Origin of the sequence: Aequorivita marina, assembly GCF_031631895.2 — a bacterium.
GTDB classification, from domain to species: Bacteria; Bacteroidota; Bacteroidia; order Flavobacteriales; family Flavobacteriaceae; genus Aequorivita; species Aequorivita marina.
Genome location: NZ_JAVMBW020000001.1, coordinates 434,693 through 452,195, shown reverse-complemented (window position 1 = coordinate 452,195; position 17,503 = coordinate 434,693). Strand labels below are relative to the sequence as shown.

At 38.5% G+C, this 17,503-nt stretch carries 11 protein-coding genes; 8 read left to right on the top strand and 3 right to left on the bottom strand.

The annotated features are described in order from the left end of the window. Positions 1–38: 38 nt before the first annotated feature. Positions 39–1,673: a T9SS type A sorting domain-containing protein gene (locus tag QPK98_RS02070; RefSeq protein WP_310991342.1), complete on the top strand. Its 1,635-nt coding sequence runs from the start codon at positions 39–41 to the stop codon at positions 1,671–1,673. Positions 1,674–1,767: 94 nt separating this feature from the next. Here QPK98_RS02070 and QPK98_RS02065 read toward each other — a convergent pair whose 3' ends face one another. Further along, on the bottom strand, positions 1,768–2,271 hold the full coding sequence (locus tag QPK98_RS02065; protein WP_310991341.1) for a PH domain-containing protein: 504 nt from the start codon (positions 2,269–2,271) through the stop codon (positions 1,768–1,770). Positions 2,272–2,747: 476 nt separating this feature from the next. Between QPK98_RS02065 and QPK98_RS02060 the strand changes: the two genes are divergently transcribed. The 4 genes from QPK98_RS02060 (at position 2,748) to QPK98_RS02045 (ending at position 8,418) form a co-directional block, all read left to right on the top strand. Further along, positions 2,748–4,421 carry a BCCT family transporter gene (locus QPK98_RS02060; RefSeq protein ID WP_310991340.1) on the top strand — a complete coding sequence of 558 codons (1,674 nt, stop codon included), beginning with the start codon at positions 2,748–2,750 and terminating at the stop codon, positions 4,419–4,421. A gap of 38 nt (positions 4,422–4,459) precedes the next feature. After that, positions 4,460–5,338 (top strand): universal stress protein, encoded by an 879-nt coding sequence (locus QPK98_RS02055; RefSeq protein WP_310991339.1) that lies wholly within the window; start codon positions 4,460–4,462, stop codon positions 5,336–5,338. Between the two features lie 70 nt (positions 5,339–5,408). Further along, on the top strand, positions 5,409–6,563 hold the full coding sequence (locus QPK98_RS02050) for an RtcB family protein (protein ID WP_310991338.1): 1,155 nt from the start codon (positions 5,409–5,411) through the stop codon (positions 6,561–6,563). A gap of 772 nt (positions 6,564–7,335) precedes the next feature. Further along, a complete protein-coding gene (locus QPK98_RS02045; RefSeq protein WP_310991337.1) occupies positions 7,336–8,418 on the top strand; it encodes a diphosphomevalonate decarboxylase in 1,083 nt (360 codons plus the stop codon). Positions 8,419–8,540: 122 nt separating this feature from the next. Here QPK98_RS02045 and QPK98_RS02040 read toward each other — a convergent pair whose 3' ends face one another. After that, complete coding sequence (locus QPK98_RS02040) at positions 8,541–11,780, bottom strand: CHAT domain-containing protein (protein ID WP_310991336.1); 3,240 nt, start codon at positions 11,778–11,780, stop codon at positions 8,541–8,543. Between the two features lie 278 nt (positions 11,781–12,058). On the opposite strand from QPK98_RS02040, the gene QPK98_RS02035 reads away from it, so the two are divergent. Beyond that, a complete protein-coding gene (locus QPK98_RS02035; protein ID WP_310991335.1) occupies positions 12,059–12,997 on the top strand; it encodes a mevalonate kinase family protein in 939 nt (312 codons plus the stop codon). 47 nt (positions 12,998–13,044) lie between these two features. Then, complete coding sequence (locus QPK98_RS02030; RefSeq protein ID WP_310991334.1) at positions 13,045–13,956, top strand: geranylgeranylglycerol-phosphate geranylgeranyltransferase; 912 nt, start codon at positions 13,045–13,047, stop codon at positions 13,954–13,956. A gap of 64 nt (positions 13,957–14,020) precedes the next feature. Here QPK98_RS02030 and QPK98_RS02025 read toward each other — a convergent pair whose 3' ends face one another. Then, positions 14,021–14,572 (bottom strand): TrmH family RNA methyltransferase, encoded by a 552-nt coding sequence (locus QPK98_RS02025; protein WP_310991333.1) that lies wholly within the window; start codon positions 14,570–14,572, stop codon positions 14,021–14,023. A 276-nt stretch (positions 14,573–14,848) separates the two neighbouring features. Between QPK98_RS02025 and mutS the strand changes: the two genes are divergently transcribed. After that, positions 14,849–17,485, top strand: coding sequence for a DNA mismatch repair protein MutS (gene mutS / locus QPK98_RS02020; RefSeq protein WP_310991332.1), 2,637 nt, complete (start codon positions 14,849–14,851; stop codon positions 17,483–17,485). The last annotated feature ends 18 nt before the right edge of the window (positions 17,486–17,503 follow it).

Sequence of the window (17,503 nt, the reverse complement as noted above, 5' to 3'; positions counted from 1 at the left end):
AATCAGCTATTTGAATGAAAAAAACAATACTTTTCTTCATGAGTTTTTTTATCTCTATCACCGCCTTTTCGCAAGGAGGCGATGGTGATATGCCAGAAAGCTGGGGTTTGAATCTAGAGGCTGTGCCAAGTCTTGTAAGCCTTCCTCCTTTAAATTTTGAAGCAATAAAACATGAGGATAGCATTAATGATTTAGATAAAACCATGCCTTGGCGGTACGGCGTTGAACGCGTGCTAGATCTAGATATGGAAAACGATGGCCTTTGGACAGATTTGCCCAATGGCGGAAAAATTTGGCAGGCAAGAATCCAGTCAAAAGATGCACTAAACTTAAGTGTAAATTTTGACGATTTCTTTTTGCCAGCCGGCTCACGACTGCAACTTTTTAACAATGACCGTACAGATATTACTTCAACCTATACCAATACCCATAACAGAGATGAGCAACAATTGGGTACGTGGTTTGTAGAAGGCGATGTTATTTGGATAGAATACTACCAACCACCGCGAATATATGCTACTCCAAGACTTCATATAACCAGTGTTATTCACGGTTATAGAATGGGAAGGGTAAATACGCTAATTCATGGCGACCGTGGCTTTAATGGCTCTGGGGAATGTAATTATGATGTAAACTGCCCCGTTGGAAATGATTTTGATGAAAAGAAAAACTTGGTAAAAAAAGCGGTAGCCTTGCTGAACTTAGGTAATGGTCATTTGTGTTCCGCTGCGCTTATCAATAATGCTTTAAACGATAAAACCCCATACCTTTTAACGGCTAACCATTGTTTAGATAATAGTGACCCCGCCCTGTGGTCTGTCCGTTTTAATTGGGTGAGTCCAACTCCCGCTTGTGGTACGGGAGAATCCAGTGGCGATTTGCAGACAAACTTCACCATTAGCGGTGCCGAGTTAAAGGCGAATAACGAGTTGAGTGATTTTGCATTGGTAGAACTTTTTGATCCTATTCCAGATTCTTGGGATGTAGCCTTTGCAGGTTGGGATAATTCTGATGCTAACCCACTCTTTGAGGTGGGCATACATCATCCAAACGGAGATATTATGAAAGTGTGCAGAGATGACTCTGGAGCCGAGAAAATTGACGCTAACGGCACTAAGGTTTGGCTTATTGGTGGCGGCGCGCATGGTTCTGGAAATGGCTGGGAGATTGGCACAACCGAAAGTGGCTCGTCGGGATCACCACTTTTTAATGAAAACGGAAAAATTATAGGGCAGTTATATGCCGGTCAATCTGCCTGTATAGGTATGGAAACCAATCACGAATACGATATTTATGGGCGTTTTGGCGTGTCTTGGAATGCAAGCGACCTGCCCGAAGCCCGATTAATGGATTGGTTAGACCCTGAAAATACAGGAATTACCAATATTGAAACACTGCAAAACCTATTGAATATACCTGATTTTGAAACAGTTGGTGAGCTTAAAATCTACCCCAATCCTGCTAGTACTGTTATAACCGTTATGAACAACCGATACCCGAACTTGTCTTATGTGTTTTTAAACGTAATGGGCCAGCGCATTAATGCCGGCTCTCTGTCTAATACTATGAATACTATTGCCGTTGACAACCTTTCTGAAGGAGTTTATTTTCTGCATATAACGGATGAAGATAGTCAAGATTCAATAACAAAAAAGATTCTGATAAAAAGATAGCAGCACACGGGATGCTTCTAAAACTTTGGGCGCATCATGTTCTCTTTAGTTCAAACACGCCGAATAAAAAGGGGAGATGCCCGCGTCATCGAGGTTAGACCTTCTGATTAAATAAAAGTGCAGAGTTAAAAAGCCCTTTCTTTTTCTTAAACGCTACACCTTTCAGTATTTCCAAAGACTTATCCACTCTTGGTGTCAACAAACAAGTTATAGTCAAGGCTTCTCCGTTTTTTAAAAAAACCCGGGCAAAATGATACTGCTCCATGGCAGAAAGATGGGGCCAGGGTTTAAACAGCGTTGCGGAACCATAAACAACTACTTTTTTTATATCATTTAAATAGTATGCTTCCTTAATGTCATTTTTAATCTGAGTTACTGAATCTTGTTCAATAATATACTTTTCATTCTTGTTTATTAGCCAATATTCTATGTGTAAGTAGATGCCTGGAAGCACAAAAAGTGAAAACGCAATAGAAACAATCATTATTATTCCTATGTCGAATTTAAAAAGGGCAATCAATATAAAATAACCAAGAGACAATAAAAGAATTGATAGCGCAGCTTCAAAATGGTTTTTTAGGTTGAACTTTAATATCATTTAGCTTTGTTTTTAGGAGAGCAACCCGAAGAACGTGGGTGAGACGCCTGCGCCAATGCGGGTTGGCATAAAAGTACTCATTTTTCTGACAGGTAAAAAAGGTTGTTACGGCGTGGTAAATCACCAAGTATGTTGAGGAATATGAGCGAGATGTCCCCGCCAATTGCATTCAGCGGAGCGGAAACTACTGCATTGCACAAGGTGTTAATTAATAGCCGCTTTTTATTTTGGGTTTGTAAATATATTTGTAAATCCAATTTATTAATGGTATAATAGGCGTCCATAAATTATATAGAAGCTATTATGACAACCCCAAAGCACAGTATTTCTGAAGTCAAAAAAGTCTCTACTATTTTTCATAATTTGCAATTCCAACTGCTAATTAAACGTGGTAGTTATCACTGATGCTGCGTTTCTGTTTTTTCTGCTAAGAGCAAACATCGCTCTAATTCATTTCTAATAAAACCAATTTTTATATGTCAATTAAAGTTACTAGAAAAGATCCAACTTCAAAGTTTCTCGGTCTGGTTGTAAATAAAACCGTGTTTTTTTCCGCAATTGCGGTCATCATTTTTAGTGTAGGGTTTACACTTATCTTTGAAGAGGAAGCCGAATATTATTTTGGTATGGCGCAAACCTATGTTTCTGCGCATGGCGGTTGGATTTATACCCTTGCCGTAAATTTATTTATCGTGTTTTGCCTCTATATGGCCTTTAGCAAATTTGGCGCTATCCGTATTGGCGGTCGAAAAGCCAAGCCAGAGTTCAGTATATGGGCATGGTTTGCAATGCTTTTTAGTGCAGGAATTGGTAACGGATTGGTATTGTTTAGTATTGCAGATCCGGTTCGTGATTTTTTAAACCCACCGCGTTTGGCTGGCGAAGACCCCGCTTTAATTGCACAGGAAGCCATTAATTTTTCGTTTCTGCACCACGGAATTCACGGTTGGGCAATATACTCAGTTGTTGGGCTTTCCCTAGCTTACTTTACCTTTAATAGAAAAATGCCGCTTACATTGCGCTCTGCTTTCTATCCGCTATTGGGTAATAGGATCTATGGCTGGATGGGTGACGTGATTGATATCATGGCGGTAATTACTACCCTTTTTGGACTGGCTACAACAATTGGCTTTGGTGTAGGGCAGATTAATTCAGGGTTAACTCATGTATTTGGAGTGCCAAGCACCTTGTTTTATCAAGTGCTTATTATTGTGTGCGTGACCCTCGCAGCTACTATTTCGGCATTCAGTGGAGTGAATAGAGGTGTGCAGATGTTGAGTAAACTGAACGTTAGAGTGGCATCAGCCATCTTTCTATTGGTGCTACTGTTAGGGCCTACAACCTTTATCTTTAAATCGTATATTCAAAATCTTGGAAGTTATTTGGTGCATTTTGTAGATATGTCAACCTGGACAGAATCTTTACGCGGTACCGATTGGCAAAAAATGCGAACTATTATGTATTGGGGTTGGTGGATATCTTGGTCTCCATTTGTTGGAACATTTATCGCTCGAATTTCAAAGGGAAGAACAATAAAAGAATTTATTCTATGCGTTCTGATATTGCCAGCATTGGTAACCTTCTTTTGGTTTAGTGCCTTTGGAGGTACTACCATGCGCGATATTCTTCTTGGCGACACAGCCATGATAGCGGCGGTAAATGATAATATCTCTACTGCACTTTACGTATTTTTCGATAAGTTTCCGTTGGCAATGTTGCTAAAAGTATTGGGTGTGATTCTTATCTGTAGCTTTATTATTACTTCGGCAGATTCAGGAGCTTTGGTGGTAGATAGTATTACCTCTGGTGGAAAGTTGAAAACACCGCGCTACCAACGTGTTATATGGGCAGTTGCTACCGGTGTTATTGCTTCTGTTTTAATGTATGGTGGTGGCTTGGATGCGCTGCAAACCGTTGTTACTATTTCTGGTTTGCCCTTTGCCATTCTCTTGGTAATGATGTGTTTTTCGCTGTATAGAGGCTTAAAAGAAGATTATCAAAAAGCAGAGCGGAAGGAAAAACTTCTGGAACGAGAATCCTATCGGAAAAATATACTTCAATTGGTGAATGAAGAACGAGAAGAGAAAAATCTTAAAAAGATTGAACCAGAAGCTAATTTAAAGAAAAAATCTACGACAACCGATTTATAAACAATCCGTAAGTTAACCTAAAACAGTTAGTTAAAAAGATGACAAAGAAAATTAAGTTAGAAAACGAATTACAATTAATGGTGGCTCTAGATCTTACCGAAATGGATTCCATTTTGTTGGGCTATGTAAGCTTTCTTTGTAAAGTGTGGAATGTTAAACACTTGTATTTTACCCATAATATAAAACAGTATAAATTATACGATCTCTATGATGAGTTTCTTGAAGAAGGGATTACTGTAGAAGACATTGTAGATCGTGGATTGCAAAAAACTATTGATAAGCACTATACAGCTACGGTTCCGCATACGGTACTTATTACTTCAGACGATTATACCGAAAGTATTCTAAGCCATCTGGCCGAAGAATATAAAATAGACATTATGCTGGTGGGTAATAAAGACGAGTTGCAGGGAACCGGTGCGTTAAACCAAAAATTGGTGCGGATGCTAGATGCCAATGTGTTGTTGGTGCCAGAGGAAGCAAAGCATAGAATGGAAAATGTTTTGGTCCCTACCGATTTTAGTGCGGCCTCGGCAAGCTGTTTTGAAGTTGCAAATAGCTTGGTGGAACGCTCCGGCGGAAAAATTGAAGCCTTACATGTTTATAGCATTCCTTCGTTTTTCTTCCCTTATATCAATACGGAAAAAGCAATTGATAAAACGGAACGCCATTTAAGAGAAAAAGTAAAGCAGTTCCGTAAAAAGAATAAGCTTTCAGAACAGTTGCCCTTTAGATATACCGATAGGGAAGACCAATCTGTAGTTGAAGCAATTGAAGCCCATGCTGAAAAGGGCAGTTTCGATATAATTGTTATTTCTGCAAGGGGCGGAAACAACATAACATCTTTGTTCGTGGGGAGTATTACAAACGATTTATTGATTAGAAACAGAAACATGCCACTCTTGGTGATACGATAAGCATGTTCCGTATTCTGATTGCTTATCTAGGCCTTTGCTTTCAACTTAAATATTCCGTACCTTCTATTTTATGATACGGAAAATTGAAACAGAGAAAGTTCCTATTAAATTGTGGCTAAAAGACATTGAAGAAGGAGCTTTAGAACAAGCCAAGGATTTGGCAAATCTGGATATTGCTTATAAACATATTGCCATTATGCCAGACTCCCACCAAGGCTACGGTATGCCCATTGGTGGAATATTGGCCACCAAAGATGCTATTATCCCTAATGCGGTTGGCGTTGATATTGGTTGCGGAATGTGTTCCTTAAAAACCGATTTACAAGAGCTTGAAACCGATGATTTAAAAAATATATTGAGGCAGATTCGGGAAACTGTTCCTGTTGGCTTTAAGCACCACGACGCTAAACAGGATGCAGAATGGATGCCTGCTTTAGATGGAGATTTGCCAATAGTTTCACAAGAATACGAGCGTGGACGTTACCAAGTAGGAACTTTAGGCGGAGGAAACCATTTTATCGAAATTCAAAAAGGTTCAGATGGCTATATTTGGCTTATGGTTCACTCAGGCTCGCGAAATATAGGCTATACCGTAGCCAATCACTACCATAAAAAAGCAGTTGAAGCAACTAAAAAACGGGGCGATACTGTTCCAAAAGATTTATCATATTTTTTGCGAAACACGGAAGACTATGATAATTATTTCAAGGAAATGAATTATTGTATCGCCTTTGCTTTACAAAACCGAAAGTTGATGATGCAACGCGTTAAAGATGCTTTTGCGGAATTCGTTCCAGAAGTGGAGTTTTCAAACTTTATTAACAAGCCCCACAATTTTGCAGCGTGGGAAAATCATTTTGGCGAAAAGGTAATGGTCCATAGAAAAGGAGCCACACGTGCCGAGAAAGATGAATGGGGCATGATTCCAGGATCACAAGGCGCAAGCTCTTTTTTGGTTAAGGGAAAAGGCAATGCAAAGGCATTCAACTCCTGTTCTCATGGTGCCGGTCGCGTGATGAGCCGCAGCCAAGCTCGAAAAACCCTGAGCCTTAAAAAAGAAGTAAGCCAGCTAAAAAAGATGGGCGTACTTCATGCGCTTCGGCATAAAAAAGATTTAGATGAAGCACCTGGTTCCTATAAAGATATTAATGAGGTTATGAAGCTACAAACAGACCTTATAAATGTAGAAGTAGAATTGTCTCCTTTGGCAGTGGTTAAAGGATGAGCCTCGTCATTAGCCTTGTTGGTTCTAAAACAGCTATATATAATAAAAAATGCCCCATATTTCAGGGGCATTCCGGTTGTTGCCAACCGCACAAACTATGGGGAGATCTATTGTTATTATAATCCTTAAATGCTCGATCATCCCACAGCGGCATTTACCCTCACAATAAATGTGCGCTACGCTTGTGTTTTCTGCTTTATTCAGTTTTTATCAAAACATGTTTTTTTATCATTAGTGTCCGACAAAGATGTACGACCGCTTCGCTAAATGACTAACGACATACGACTAGAATTGTAAAGTCTTGATAATTAGGTTAATTCCGTTATACATATTTTTAAAATGTTTATTCTTTATTGGAATCGCAATAGCAAGGTGTTATATTTTAATGATATTCTAAAAGCTTACTATTGTTGAAACAAGTGGTTTTTTAATTATTTTAATCGGACACTACTGTTTTTTTATTGAAAATTATTCGGTTGAATTATCTTCGAGCTAAGCCTTTCTACAAAAAACGACTTTCTGTTGCTTACATTATTCCGTTTAATGCATTCCAAACAATCTATTTGGAATAGTTTCTACTAACTTCTTTATTACCATCGCAAGGAAACTTATAATGTGATCAATTTATTTTTCAAAAAAAGTATGCTGGAAGCTTTTTGAGCCATTTAAAACTGATTGAAATAATTCTTTGCTTCTTTTCTGCTAAGGATTTTAAAAAGCCGAGCTGATGTTCAAAAAGAATTTTACATTTGTCTTATTATTCCTTAGAACTATGGCAGAACATCGATTTATAATTTCAAATTATTCCGAAACCTTAAATTCTGGCACTGTTTCATGGCAATCGCCCAGTAACATTGCCTTGCTGAAGTATTGGGGAAAATATGGTGAGCAATTGCCTATGAATCCTTCTATAAGTTTTACCTTGAAGAACTGTAATACTAGAACTTCGCTTTCCTTTGAGAGTAAAAGTAGCGGAGGTTTTGATTTTGAGGTATATCTGGACGGAAATAGAGAAGCTTCTTTTGAACCCAAGATCCAGAGATTTTTTGAAAGGGTGGAAGTCTATTTGCCGTTTTTAAAAGATTTTAAATTTAAAATTGAAACTACAAACAGCTTCCCACATAGCAGTGGCATCGCTTCATCGGCAAGTGGAATGAGCGCTTTGGCACTTTGCTTAGTAGATATGGAAAAACAGATGCAACCCGCTGTTTCGGGGGCGTATTTTAACGAAAAAGCCTCTTTTTTGGCGCGTTTAGGTTCGGGTAGTGCATGCCGAAGTATTGAAGGTCCGCTTATTGTTTGGGGTGAACATTCGCAAATTGACGGAAGCAGCAATCTCTTCGGAACAAAATATCCATTTAAGGTTCATCAAAATTTTGAAAACTACCGAGACACCATTCTTTTAGTCGATAAAGGCGAAAAACAGGTGAGCAGTACCCTTGGTCACGATTTGATGCTGGACCATCCGTTTGCTGAACAACGATTTCGACAGGCAAAGGATAATCTTTCAAAAATGGTTCCTGTTCTTGAAAATGGAAATCTTTCCGAATTCATAAAAATTGTAGAAAGTGAAGCTTTATCGTTACATGCCATGATGATGACCTCTATGCCGTATTTCATATTAATGAAACCAAACACTTTGGAAATCATAAACCGTATTTGGAAATTTAGGCAAGAAACTGGGAGCAATGTCTGTTTTACCTTAGATGCTGGAGCAAATGTACACGTACTATATCCGCAAAGCGAAACGGAGGCAGTTTTCAAATTTATAAAAAGTGATCTTTCCCAATACTGCAAAAACGGTGAGTTTATAACAGATGAAGTTGGGTTGGGAGCTCAAGAAATACAGGATTAATATAGAGGTTCTTTACCTGTTCGTTCCCTTTTTTAGAGGAAGGTGGTTTTTTAGCTTTTTCGTTAAAAAATAGGAAGAGGTCAATGCCTTTCCATTTAACCTTATCCATTCTTTAAACAACACTACCTTTCCTTTTTTAAAACCAAAAGCAGTAAAATCAAGGCAATAGCTCCTGCCAGAGCATACCACCACCAAGCTAGATTATTGTTTAAATCGATGGGTGCGGTATTGCCAATTAGTACTAATCCGGCCCAATATTGAGGAGCGGCAGTTCTGCCTTGACTTGTTTTTAGATAATTGAGTTTTGCATTCCGCAAAGCTTCGTCTTTGGTCATCCCTTCTGAAAGACTATTATAGAATAATCTCACAATTTTTGCGCTAGATTCTTCATCTATTTTCCAGAGACTGGTCAAGATGCTTTCGCTACCGGCATAATTGAACGCATGGGCTAAAGACGTCATACCTTCCCCGGCTTGATAGGTGGGTTTCCCGGTTTCGCATGCCGTGAGAATGGCAAGATTAGAAGCGAGATCTATATTGTAAATTTCATAGGAGTACAGTGAGTTTGAACCATAACCTTTGCTGTTATCGGTTTGTTTTGCGAAAATTAATCGGCTTAACTCTGGGCTTATGTTATTGCTTTCGGCATGAGTACCAATGTGTATAATTTTATGCTCCTTGGCGCGATTGACAAACAAATCTTTGCTGGCATCCTCATTAATAAAAAATGTTCCATCAAAGGTTTTTGCATATTGTTTCGCCAAATCTTCACTAAAAGGTTGGGGGAGGAGACCCAGGTAAGTTTTATCTATTTTCACCGAATCGTTAATGGAAAATTGATATTCAGCCTTCATCTTTTTGTTAAACCCAGGTGCAAAGCCAATATAATTTGAAGAGTATCTCGTTGCTTTACCTCGGCCTCTATATAACAAAAGACTAAAGTTGTACGAGATATCGTGCTTGGCCAAGAGGCTATTGTTTGCCATTTCCTTAAAACTAGCAATAGGTGCCGGCGTTAGCATTTCAAAACTTAGATTAAAAAGATCGCTATCTGGTATTATTACAACCTTTTGGGTTTGCACGTCATTTTCCAATGGCAGCCACAAGCTTTGGTAAAGTTCAAAAAGTAACGGACTTATTTTTTCTACTGAATTTTGAAAGTTGCTTAGGTTTGAAATATGATCTTTTACGCTTTCAAAATCTAACTTAAACATTTTCTTTGTTTTAGAAGAAACCGCAAAGGCGTATAGGTTCTCGCCAATAAAGAGATAACGCACCACGCTTGTGTTTTTAGGAATCCTTTGTTGAAGGTCTGTGATAGACTCCTCTAAGATGGCATAGCGCATTTTGTAATACTTAGGAAACCTATGTTTTAGGGAATCTAAAAAAACGTCCCAATTTCTTGAAGCTTCAAAATAGACTTGTATGTTTTCGTTTTCTGAGTTGTTTAAGGCCGAAATGATACCATTCTTTAAATGCGCTTCCCTAGCAATAACTTTGTTGGGAACGTTTTGGAAGGCAACGTTTTCACGCAGGTTTAACCTAGACCTTATCCGGTTATATATACTTGATTCATGTAAGGTGATTACTTTATTTAGGTAGGTTTCGTCTTTTGTTGTTTGGTAAAGTTCCATTGCAACTTTTTTAGCAAAACGGAATACTTCCTCGTTTTCGGTAATGAGCAGACTTAGATCCTCGCTATTGTTTATTAATTTTTTGCGTTGTTCTAATATGGAAATACCTTCATTTATCTGGTCTAAAAGTTCTTTTAAAAAAGCAGCGCTTTTATTTTCTTGTTGGTAATATTTTGAGGCCGCATTAATATATAATGCCTGGGGTTTTCGGTACTGGATTAAAATTGAATCTGAGGCCTTTGCTTTTTGGTTTTGCCGAAGAATATTAAACTTCAGCGCTTTATTGCTGTATAGTATTGCGTCGTTATAATCTTTGAGTTCATAGTGTACACGTGCTAAATTAATAGTGTGGTGAAACTCTTGAAGTGTGTTTTTAAAATCGCCGGTATGGGTAAACGTATAAGTTTCTTCGGCAAGTGTCAGCGCCTTTTCACGTTTGTTGTTTTTTGCATAAAAAAGTGATTCTTCCATAAGGATGTCTAAAAAATCCTTAGTATGGTTTCCTTGCATGGTATTTCTGTAAATAGCCTCTCCTTTTTCATAGAAAATTGCAGCTTTTTCAATGTTTCCCGACTGTTTGTAAATAGCGGCTCTTGTTAATAAGGCCGCAGCTTCCCAAAACGAATTTCCGTCATCGCTTATTTTTAATAACTTTAATGCTTTGTCTGCATTGGTGGCGGCACCTTCAAAATCATGGCTTGCACTTTTTGCCTGAGCTAGGATGATATGCGAAATAATGAGGTGGATATTGGCTTCGTTATAAATCTTCTTTTTTTGAGCATAGGAATATTCAATGAGCTCCTGTGAACGGGAAAATTCTCCAAGGGTATTGTAAAATGCGGCCATATTATCAATGGTTGCCAATAAATGCTCCTTGGTCTTGAATATTCTCCCTTCGTCTTTAGATTGGTTTATATATTCCTGAAAACCTGTAATGGCTTCTTGCGATGCTTTGATTGCTTCGTAGTTTTTGCCCAAGGCATTCCAGATTACCGCGAGGTTCATTTTTAGCAATGCGGGTCTGTAATATTGGTTCATAATATCGTCCTGGTCTGTTTTTTTTAGCACCGCCACGGCTTCTTCAAAATAAAACCTCGCACTGTCCATTTTGGCCTCCCGCCACATTGCTCCCCCAAGGGCATTGTAAAGCTGTTGGTAAAACGCAAAATCTTCAGCCCTGCTTTTTGTGAGGAAACGCAATGCATTCAGATAATGCTTTTTTGATAACGGATAATCTCCAAGTTTGGAGGCGTAATACCCTAAGCTATATTGAAGAGAAGCCAAATCTGTATTTTTAGGGTCTTTATTGGTTTTTGAAAATGAGGTGGTAGATTTTAAGAGGTTGTAAGCTGCTTGGTATTGGCCGGCGTCTGAGTAAACCCGACCCATTTCAATAATAGCCTCCACAATAAAATGTGGGCTGGCTTTGGTCTTTATTTCTTGCGTGAGCGTTTCAGCCTTTTTAATTGCTTTTGCATTATCGCCATTGTTTAATTTAAAGCTACCTTCAAATTGAATATATTTATAAAGACTGTCGAATTTTTTTTCAGTTTTATAAGAAGAAATATGTTGTTGCACGATTGCTCGGGCTTCTGCTAAAGAATCCTGATCAATAAGGGTTTGGATCTTTTCTATTGTTGAATTTGGTTCTTGTGAAAAACCATTAACTACCCCGAAAAAGAATAGTGCGCAAAAGAAAAAACATACGCTTTGATACTTGCATATCATTACCAGAAAGAATTTTAAATAGACAAATTGTGAGGGGGATAGTGCTAAGAAAGGTACAAATTATTTTGCAATAGCTTGAGTTTTTAATTTTTGAAGTGCCTCATTGCTAAAATTTTAGGAGATCTGGTATTGGATGAGCGTATAATATTTTAATTTTTTCATCGTAAAACGAATTCCGAAATCTTTATCCAATTATATTTGTTAAAATAGTTATCTTTGCATTAAATATCAGGTTTAAAGCGAAATACCTGTATTTTTATAATTACAAATAACAGCTTATGCACGGTCCACTTTTTTATTCAAAAATCCTTCTTTTCGGTGAATATGGAATTATAAAAGATTCCAAAGGACTCTCCATTCCCTATAACTTTTATAATGGAGCGCTAAAAATTGATAAACATCATACCATTGCTACTCATAAATCTAATGCAGGACTAGGGCGTTTTGCTACATATTTAGAGGAGCTTCAAACCACGAAGCCCGAGTTGGTTGCTTTTGATATGGAAGCGCTAAATGCCGATGTGGAGAAAGGGCTGTACTTTGATAGTAGTATTCCGCAAGGCTATGGTGTAGGCAGTAGCGGAGCTTTGGTGGCTGCTATTTATGATAAATATGCAAAAGATAAAATCACGGTTCTTGAAAATCTTACACGTGAAAAGTTGCTTACGCTAAAGGCTATTTTTTCTGAAATGGAATCGTTTTTTCATGGAAAATCTTCTGGATTAGATCCTTTAAACAGTTATTTGAGCTTACCAATTCTTATCAATTCCATTGATAATATTGAGCCTGCAGGAATTCCTTCTCAGACCGAAAATGGTAGAGGAGCAGTGTTTTTGTTAGACAGTGGAAGTACTGGTGAAACGGCGCCGATGGTTCAGATTTTTATGGAAAACATGAAGCAAGAAGGTTTCCGGAACATGCTTAAAGACCAATTTGTAAAACATACCGATGCCTGCGTGGATAACTTCCTTCAAGGTGATGTAAAAACGCTTTTCGGGAATATCAAGGAGCTTTCAAAAGTAGTGCTCGATAATTTTAAGCCTATGATTCCTGCACAGTTTCATAAACTGTGGAAAAAGGGAATTGATACAAATTCGTATTACCTTAAACTTTGCGGCTCTGGTGGAGGTGGATATATGCTAGGTTTTACTGAAGATATAGCTAAGGCAAAAGAGGCCCTAAAAGATTATAAGCTGGAAGTGGTTTATAATTTCTAGATTTGGCTTTTCTAAAACCGCTTTAGAAGTATTCAATTTTACATATCATGCTAACCCGAAAGCAAAAACTATTTCTACTTAAGTTTTTTAGTCTGTTTTCAGTCGTTCGGGGGTATAATATTCTAATAATTGTAATTGCGCAATACTTGACGAGTATCTATATTCTCGCTCCAGATTTGCCCGTACGTGAGGTTTTATTTGATGTTAGTTTATTGATGTTGGTGCTTGCATCCTCTTCTGCAATTGCCGCTGGTTATATTATTAACAGCTTTTACGACAGTGAAAAAGACCTGATAAACCGCCCGCGAAAGACAATGCTGGATAGGCTTGTGAGTCAACGCACCAAGCTTTCAGGATATTTTGTACTGAACTTCCTTTCGGTTGTCTTTGCCAGCTATGTTTCGTTTAGAGCAGTGCTTTTCTTCTCCGTTTATATTTTCTTCCTTTGGTTTTATTCCCATAAACTAAAAAAATATCCGTTTATAGGGAATATAACTGCCGCTGTGCTAGCAGTGATTCCGTTTTTTGCAATTTTCATTCATTATCGCAATTTCGACATCGTTATTTTTGTCCACGCCACTTTTCTTTTTCTACTGATTGCTATGCGCGAACTGGTAAAAGATCTCGAAAACCTAAAAGGCGATATTGTACACGGCTATCAAACTATTCCAGTAACCTACGGCGAACAAACTTCAAAGCGAATGCTGACAGTGTTAAGTGTATTGACCTTGGCGCCAATCGTTTTGCTAATCACGAAATTTAAGGCTGAAATAGGTTATATGGAGTATTATTTTTACATAAGTATTGCCGGTTTAGTTGTTTTCCTTTCGGTTCTGTGGTACTCCAAAAACAAGATACACTATATGGTGCTTCATAATATCCTGAAGTTTGCCATTGTCCTTGGGGTTTTCAGTATCGTCTTAATTCACGTGGAACTATTGCTGGATAAGTTTTTTTAAAAAGAAAACTGAAGGTAGAAGAAAGAAAAAAGTGCAGTTTCTACAATGTTTTTAATTCGTTTTTTTACAACCCACTACCAACTGTTTTCAACTTCACGAAAAAATCCCAGGTCACAACGCCAACACTTACTGAGATGTTAAGCGAATGTTTGGTTCCAAACTGCGGAATTTCAATAACCGCATCGCTGGCAGAGACTACTTTTTGCTGCACGCCCTTCACTTCATTCCCAAAAATAACGGCATACGTAAGATCTTGCTGTACCGAAAAATCGTTGAGGTTTACGGCGAGTTCTGCTTGCTCAATTGATGCGACAAAAACACCCTCTTTGGTCAGTTTTTCAACTACATCCATTGTGTTTTCAGCATATTCCCAAGCTACACTTTCCGTTGCGCCCAAAGCGGTTTTTTGAATGTCTTTGTGTGGTGGCTGTGCCGTGATTCCGCAGAGATAAATTTTCTTTATCAAAAATGCATCGGCCGTACGAAAAACTGAGCCGATGTTGTTCAAGCTTCTAACATTGTCCAGAATAATGATGAGCGGTGTTTTTTCGGCCTTCTTATACTCTTCCGCATTAATACGATCAAGCTCGCTGTTTTTAAGTTTTCGATTTTTCATAGGTTACAAAGTTAATTTTTAAAAATTGATTGGAAAAGCTCTGGATATCTTTGCGGCTTATGAGCTCTTTTTTTTATAAATTCACAAAACAGACCAAGCTTTTTGATGGAAATGGAATTTATTTCCACTTTTGGAAGGTTGCTATAGCGAAAGCCGCCAATTGTTGATAAACCTCAACAATTCATAAGGGGTACATTTTTAAAAAAACTACATAATCCGTACTTTTATCGGTTAGTTATTAAAATAAAAAAGACACTCCCTTTCGGGGTATAGATTATGGCAAAAAAGACAACCCCATTAATGAAGCAATATAATAGCGTCAAGGCTAAATATCCAGATGCCCTGTTGTTGTTTCGCGTGGGTGACTTTTATGAAACCTTTGGCGAAGATGCGATTCGCGCCGCTGGAATTTTAAACATAACCCTTACCGCCCGAAACAACGGAGGCGACAAGATGGAGCTTGCTGGCTTTCCGCATCATTCACTAAATACTTATTTGCCAAAACTGGTTATGGCAGGTTGCCGGGTTGCTATTTGCGACCAGTTGGAAGATCCTAAAAAGACCAAAACCATTGTAAAACGAGGGGTTACCGAACTGGTGACTCCAGGTGTTGCCTTTAACGATGATATTTTAAAATCGAAGTCGAATAACTTTTTGGCAGCGGTTCACTTTGGAACTTCCAAAGGGCGGGGAAGTTCAACTACCATCGGGGTTTCATTTTTGGATGTTTCAACAGGTGAGTTTTTAGTTTCGGAAGGTCCCGCAGAATATATCGACAAATTGCTTCAGAATTTCAGTCCTTCCGAAGTGCTTTTTTCAAAACAGAAAAGAAAACTCTTTGCTGAAACCTTTGGTGAAGAATATCATGTTTTTCACCTTGAAGACTGGATTTTTCAAAGTGATTATTCTTTTGAAACCCTTACGAAGCATTTCGACACAAAAAACCTTAAAGGTTTTGGCGTAGCGCATCTGGAAGACGGAATTATTGCCGCAGGTGGAGCACTTCATTATCTAAGCGAAACCCGACATACCAAACTACAACATATCTCCCGCTTGTCGCGAATTGCCGAAGATGAATACGTGTGGATGGACCGCTTTACAATACGCAATCTAGAGCTTTACCAGTCTACGCAGCAAAATGCAGTTACGCTTTTAGATGTTATAGACAAGACTATTTCGCCTATGGGTGGAAGGCTTTTAAAGCGTTGGATGGCCCTCCCATTAAAAAATGCTGAAAAAATCAATAGGCGGCACGAGGTAGTTAGTTTCTTGCTTGATAACCCTAAGGTTTTAGGAAAAATTCAAAATTATACCAAACAAATTGGCGATCTAGAACGATTGATTTCTAAGGTGGCAACGGGCAAAGTGAATCCTAGGGAAGTCATTCATCTTAAAAATTCATTAGAAGCGGTTGTGCCAATAAAAGCTTTGGCTTTAAATGCTAAAAACGAATCGTTAAAAATTATTGGCGAACAGTTAAACGACTGCGAATTACTTCGGAACAAAATAAAGGAAACCTTGTTTGAGGAAGCTCCTGTTAATGTGTTAAAGGGAAATACCATTGCCAAAGGCTTTTCAGAAAAATTAGATGAGCTTCGTAATGTTTCGGCCAATAGCAAGGAGTATTTAGACGAAATGCTGGCTCGTGAAACCGAAAATACGGGGATTTCGTCGCTCAAGATTGCTTCAAACAACGTTTTTGGCTACTATATTGAAGTCCGAAATACCCATAAAGACAAAGTTCCCGAGGACTGGATTAGGAAGCAGACTCTTGTAAATGCTGAACGCTACATTACCGAGGAGCTTAAGGAGTATGAAGCCAAAATACTTGGTGCCGAAGAAAAGATACTGGCTTTAGAGCAGGAGTTTTATTCAAAATTAGTTGCGTGGATGCTTCAGTATATTGGTGCTGTTCAGCAAAATGCAAGCCTTATTGCACAGTTAGATTGCCTGTGTTCATTTGCAACCCAAGCAAAAGAAGCCAATTATACGCGGCCACTTTTAGATGACTCGTTTGATCTTGATATAAAAGATGGACGTCATCCGGTAATTGAAAAACAGTTGCCGCCAGATGCGCCTTATATTGCCAACGATGTTTTTCTGAATCGCGATGATCAACAAATTATAATGATTACGGGACCCAATATGAGTGGTAAATCTGCCATTCTTCGGCAAACAGCCTTGATTGTTCTTTTGGCGCAGATGGGTAGCTTTGTTCCCGCTTCTGAAGTGCGAATGGGCTGTGTAGATAAAATTTTTACTAGGGTAGGAGCCAGCGATAACATCTCGATGGGAGAGTCTACGTTTATGGTTGAAATGAACGAGACAGCCAGTATTTTGAACAACCTCTCTGAGCGAAGCTTAATCCTTTTAGATGAAATTGGTCGCGGTACTAGTACGTACGATGGGATTTCAATTGCGTGGGCAATAAGTGAATATTTGCATGAACATCCTTCTCGTGGAAAAACACTTTTTGCCACCCATTACCACGAGTTAAACGAAATGACCGAAACTTTTGTTAGGATTAAGAATTACAACGTTTCGGTAAAAGAATTGAAGGACAATGTACTTTTTCTGCGGAAACTGGTGCCAGGAGGCAGTCATCACAGCTTTGGAATCCATGTTGCAAAAATGGCCGGAATGCCACAGGTAGTGCTTCAGCGGGCAAATAAGGTATTGAAGCGGCTAGAGAAGAGTCATGCTTCAGAAGAATTGACCGAGAAAATGAAGGCCGTTTCTAAAGAAGAAATGCAACTGAGTTTCTTTAAATTAGACGATCCGCTTTTAGAAGAGTTGCGAGAGGAAATACTTGATATAGATATAGATACGCTTACCCCGGTAGAAGCTTTAATGAAGTTGAATGAGATACGCCGAATGCTACAACGAAATGCCTCTGTTAACCTAAAAAAGTAACATGGCCTCACTTTTTTA

Excerpts from the sequence above, each read along its gene's own strand:
- QPK98_RS02050 (WP_310991338.1), top strand. The coding sequence starts at position 5,409 with ATGATACGGAAAATTGAAACAGAGAAAGTTCCTATTAAATTGTGGCTA.
- QPK98_RS02045 (WP_310991337.1), top strand. The coding sequence starts at position 7,336 with ATGGCAGAACATCGATTTATAATTTCAAATTATTCCGAAACCTTAAAT.
- QPK98_RS02070 (WP_310991342.1), top strand. The coding sequence starts at position 39 with ATGAGTTTTTTTATCTCTATCACCGCCTTTTCGCAAGGAGGCGATGGT.
- QPK98_RS02025 (WP_310991333.1), bottom strand. The coding sequence starts at position 14,572 with ATGAAAAATCGAAAACTTAAAAACAGCGAGCTTGATCGTATTAATGCG.
- QPK98_RS02030 (WP_310991334.1), top strand. The coding sequence starts at position 13,045 with ATGCTAACCCGAAAGCAAAAACTATTTCTACTTAAGTTTTTTAGTCTG.
- mutS (WP_310991332.1), top strand. The coding sequence starts at position 14,849 with ATGGCAAAAAAGACAACCCCATTAATGAAGCAATATAATAGCGTCAAG.
- QPK98_RS02060 (WP_310991340.1), top strand. The coding sequence starts at position 2,748 with ATGTCAATTAAAGTTACTAGAAAAGATCCAACTTCAAAGTTTCTCGGT.
- QPK98_RS02035 (WP_310991335.1), top strand. The coding sequence starts at position 12,059 with ATGCACGGTCCACTTTTTTATTCAAAAATCCTTCTTTTCGGTGAATAT.
- QPK98_RS02065 (WP_310991341.1), bottom strand. The coding sequence starts at position 2,271 with ATGATATTAAAGTTCAACCTAAAAAACCATTTTGAAGCTGCGCTATCA.
- QPK98_RS02055 (WP_310991339.1), top strand. The coding sequence starts at position 4,460 with ATGACAAAGAAAATTAAGTTAGAAAACGAATTACAATTAATGGTGGCT.
- QPK98_RS02040 (WP_310991336.1), bottom strand. The coding sequence starts at position 11,780 with ATGATATGCAAGTATCAAAGCGTATGTTTTTTCTTTTGCGCACTATTC.